Here is a 3,360-nt window from a genome sequence, read left to right as displayed (position 1 = left end):
CCCCCCCCCCCCCCCCGGACCAGGATGTCGCTGTTAGTTTTTAATATGATTAAACCACCTTGAATCGCTGTTGAATGTGAATTTACGTCCCATACGAAATAAAGTCTTCTTCCCATCTCCAACCTTCTGCTTTTCCTGAAATTTAACAAATCAGATCTGGCTCCCAATGATTAACCACACAACGTGTGATGATTTATTTAGTTACATAATCATTGACGAGGGAGCATCATGATCACCATTGAGTTTGTTGTCATTCTCCTCTGCCTGCTGACGGGCACGCGTTTCGGCGGTATGGGGCTTGGGTTAATCAGCGGTATTGGTCTTTTTATTTTATGTTTTGTCTTTGGTCTGCAACCGGGTAAACCGCCGGTTGACGTTATGCTGACCATCCTAGCGGTGATAGGTTGTGCGGCTACGCTGCAGACTGCGGGCGGCCTCAACGTCATGATGCAGTTTGCTGAACGTCTGCTGCGCAAACACCCGCAGCACATTACCCTGCTCGCCCCTTTCACCACCTGGATGCTGACCTTTCTGTGCGGCACCGGCCATGTGGTCTACACCATGTTCCCCATCATTGCGGATATCGCCCTGAAAAAAGGGATCCGCCCGGAGCGCCCCATGGCCGTGGCCTCGGTGGCATCACAGATGGCGATTACGGCATCCCCCGTTTCCGTTGCCGTTGTGTCGCTGGTGTCCATCCTGGCGGCCCAGCATGGGATCGGCCACGCGTGGGGGATCCTGGAAATTCTCGCCGTGTCGGTTCCCGCTTCGCTTTTCGGCGTAGCCATTGCGGCCCTGTGGAGTTTACGCCGTGGGAAAGATCTGGCTGACGACATAGAGTTTCAGGAAAAGCTGAAAGATCCTAAGCAGCGCGAGTTTATCTACGGCGGTACGGAGACGTTAATGAATCAGCGTTTCCCTAAACAGGCCTACTGGTCCACGTGGATTTTCTTTGCCGGTATTGCCGTGGTCGTTTTGCTGGGGGCATTCCCGGAACTGCGCCCCGCCTTTGAGGTGAAAGGCAAAATGACGGCGCTTTCGATGAACCTTGTCATTCAGATGATGATGCTAATTGCGGGCGCCGTGATGCTGATGGCCTGTAAGGTCAATGCGTCGGCGATTTCCAACGGCGCGGTGTTCAAGGCCGGTATGGTCGCGATCTTCTCGGTGTTCGGCGTGGCGTGGATGAGCGATACCTTTTTCCAGGCGCATCTCGACGAGTTAAAGCTGGCGCTGGAAGGCGTGGTGAAGAGCCACCCGTGGACGTATGCCATTGTGCTGTTTCTGGTGTCAAAACTGGTGAACAGCCAGGCGGCTGCGCTGACGGCCGTTGCGCCAATGGGCCTCATGCTGGGCATCGACCCGAAAATGCTGATCGCCTTTTTCCCGGCGTCGTACGGCTATTTTGTCCTGCCGACCTATCCCAGTGATTTGGCCTGCATCGGCTTTGACCGTTCAGGCACCACCCGCATCGGCAAATTTATCATCAACCACAGCTTTATTCTGCCTGGGCTGATTGGAGTAAGCTGCGCGTGCGCGGCGAGCTACCTGCTGGTCCAGACGTTCTTTTAACAGCATCAAAGGGCGACACGTGCCGTCGCCCCTCCCCCTGTTTTAGTGGGACTCACCCTGCGGCGTGAATCGCAGCTCAATCAGCGCGATAGCTTTCTGGATCGCACGAAGCGTAACCGGGTCAGCAGCAGCAGGATGGCTGGCGAAATCGATATTTTTCAGCTGCGTAGACATCTTCTCGCGCACTTCAACCGGCGCAATCACGTCCAGAACATCAAGGATTTGTTTGATAACCAGCTGACATGCGACAACGTCAGAGACCAGTTCCTGATCGGCGCTCAGGTTTTGTGACATGGGTTTTCTCCTTATTTAAAGGCCGCCATATTAGCAAAACATACCCCATGACATCTTCCCATCATCGCCTGCAGGTACAAAAAAACCCGCCGAAGCAGGTTTTTTTATCAGAACATGGCGCCTGGCGGCACGTCTTTGAACGTGCGGCAGTAATTGGCCCACATGCTTTTCAGGATTTTGCGCAGTTTCACGATGATGCTCCATTAACTTGTTATACAACTTTATTGTCAACGTGCTTATAATATGACCATCATCACAAAAATCAATCATTTTGTGATACTCATCACATTCTTATCAGGGTTTGGCCTGATAGCGCTCCACTCTCACCCGTTGCGAAGAGTGAGGGCAGATTGTCCGGCTATTCCAGGCATTGCAGCGGGCATCTGCGGGTACGATAAGGTATTTCCATCCACTCAGAGCGAACCATGAAAAGAGTCATTGTAGCCGGCACAATCCTGCTGCTCGCGGGGTGTAGTATCAACCGCCAGGCTGAAGTCAGCAGCCGCGACGCGCCGAACGGCATCGTCCGCCTCGATTACGGCCAGGCAGCGCTGCAAAATGCGTATTCCGATGAGTATGTGAATAACGGCACGGCAGCAAAAGCGTGTCAGAGCATGGGATATGCCACCGCCTCAGCCTATGGTCAGCCCATCAAAACCTGCACCCTGACGAGCGGCTCTTTGTGCCTGAACGAGAGCGTGACTATCCAGTATAAATGTATGGGTTACGCCGTTAACCCTAAGTCAAATAATCCGTGGTATTAATCAACGCTGCCAGCATTTGCTGGCAGTTTATTTCATTACGAACAAAAACAATTCTCATTAATTAATTATAAAAATTGCCAATGCGTTTTATTCCCATTCGTATTTTAAATAAATAAAATAAAAATTTTACGTTTTGCAAATAATTAAATAACAAATTATAGTGTCGCTCATTGTGAACCAGAAATAATAATCCGGAGCGTCACCATGCTGAAAACTGAAATGATCGACAAGCTCAACGCGCAAATGAACCTTGAGCTTTTTTCATCCCTGCTCTACCAGCAGATGAGCGCCTGGTGCAGCTATCACAGCTTCGAAGGTGCAGCCGCGTTTCTGCGTCGTCACGCTCAGGAAGAGATGACCCACATGCAGCGTCTGTTTGATTATCTTACGGATACGGGCAGCCTGCCGCGCATTGAAACCGTGACATCACCTTTCGCTGAGTATAATTCTCTCGATGAACTGTTCCGCGCCACCTACGAGCACGAGCAGCTGATCACGCAGAAAATTAACGAACTGGTTCATGCCGCAATGACCAGCCAGGATTACCCAACCTTTAATTTCCTGCAGTGGTATGTCGCTGAACAACACGAAGAAGAGAAGCTGTTTAAATCCGTACTGGATAAATTGTCTCTGGTGGGGAAATCCGGCGAAGGTCTTTACTTTATTGATAAAGAACTTTCCACTCTCGATACGCAGAATTAATTTCAGCGCGGTTGCCGGTTTCCGGCCC

Annotated in this window: 5 protein-coding genes; 3 read left to right on the top strand and 2 right to left on the bottom strand. The window is 51.1% G+C overall.

Annotated elements, in window-relative coordinates; translation table 11 throughout:
- The first annotated feature begins 228 nt into the window (after positions 1 to 228).
- The gene (locus tag UTM25_RS00830) at positions 229 to 1,572 is read left to right on the top strand and encodes an anaerobic C4-dicarboxylate transporter (RefSeq protein WP_023312271.1); all 1,344 of its coding nucleotides are present in this window, start codon (positions 229 to 231) and stop codon (positions 1,570 to 1,572) included.
- Positions 1,573 to 1,614: 42 nt separating this feature from the next.
- Here UTM25_RS00830 and UTM25_RS00825 read toward each other — a convergent pair whose 3' ends face one another.
- Both UTM25_RS00825 and azuC read right to left on the bottom strand, forming a co-directional pair.
- The gene (locus tag UTM25_RS00825) at positions 1,615 to 1,866 is read right to left on the bottom strand and encodes a DUF2766 family protein (RefSeq protein WP_008500405.1); all 252 of its coding nucleotides are present in this window, start codon (positions 1,864 to 1,866) and stop codon (positions 1,615 to 1,617) included.
- Between the two features lie 107 nt (positions 1,867 to 1,973).
- On the bottom strand, positions 1,974 to 2,057 hold the full coding sequence (gene azuC, locus UTM25_RS00820; RefSeq protein ID WP_014884364.1) for a stress response protein AzuC: 84 nt from the start codon (positions 2,055 to 2,057) through the stop codon (positions 1,974 to 1,976).
- A 234-nt stretch (positions 2,058 to 2,291) separates the two neighbouring features.
- Between azuC and yecR the strand changes: the two genes are divergently transcribed.
- The gene (gene yecR, locus UTM25_RS00815; protein WP_029741937.1) at positions 2,292 to 2,630 is read left to right on the top strand and encodes a YecR family lipoprotein; all 339 of its coding nucleotides are present in this window, start codon (positions 2,292 to 2,294) and stop codon (positions 2,628 to 2,630) included.
- A gap of 204 nt (positions 2,631 to 2,834) precedes the next feature.
- Positions 2,835 to 3,332, top strand: a complete 498-nt coding sequence (gene ftnA / locus UTM25_RS00810; RefSeq protein ID WP_023336146.1) for a non-heme ferritin — start codon at positions 2,835 to 2,837, stop codon at positions 3,330 to 3,332.
- The last annotated feature ends 28 nt before the right edge of the window (positions 3,333 to 3,360 follow it).

It is taken from the genome of Enterobacter sp. 61D5, from assembly GCF_034107965.1.
Taxonomy (GTDB): domain Bacteria; phylum Pseudomonadota; class Gammaproteobacteria; order Enterobacterales; family Enterobacteriaceae; genus Enterobacter; species Enterobacter cloacae_M.
Note: the sequence above shows the minus strand (reverse complement) of the source record. Positions and strands in the feature narration are given on the sequence as shown.

Coding starts and splice junctions, on each gene's coding strand:
- UTM25_RS00830 (WP_023312271.1), top strand. CDS start 229: ATGATCACCATTGAGTTTGTTGTCATTCTCCTCTGCCTGCTGACGGGC.
- UTM25_RS00825 (WP_008500405.1), bottom strand. CDS start 1,866: ATGTCACAAAACCTGAGCGCCGATCAGGAACTGGTCTCTGACGTTGTC.
- yecR (WP_029741937.1), top strand. CDS start 2,292: ATGAAAAGAGTCATTGTAGCCGGCACAATCCTGCTGCTCGCGGGGTGT.
- ftnA (WP_023336146.1), top strand. CDS start 2,835: ATGCTGAAAACTGAAATGATCGACAAGCTCAACGCGCAAATGAACCTT.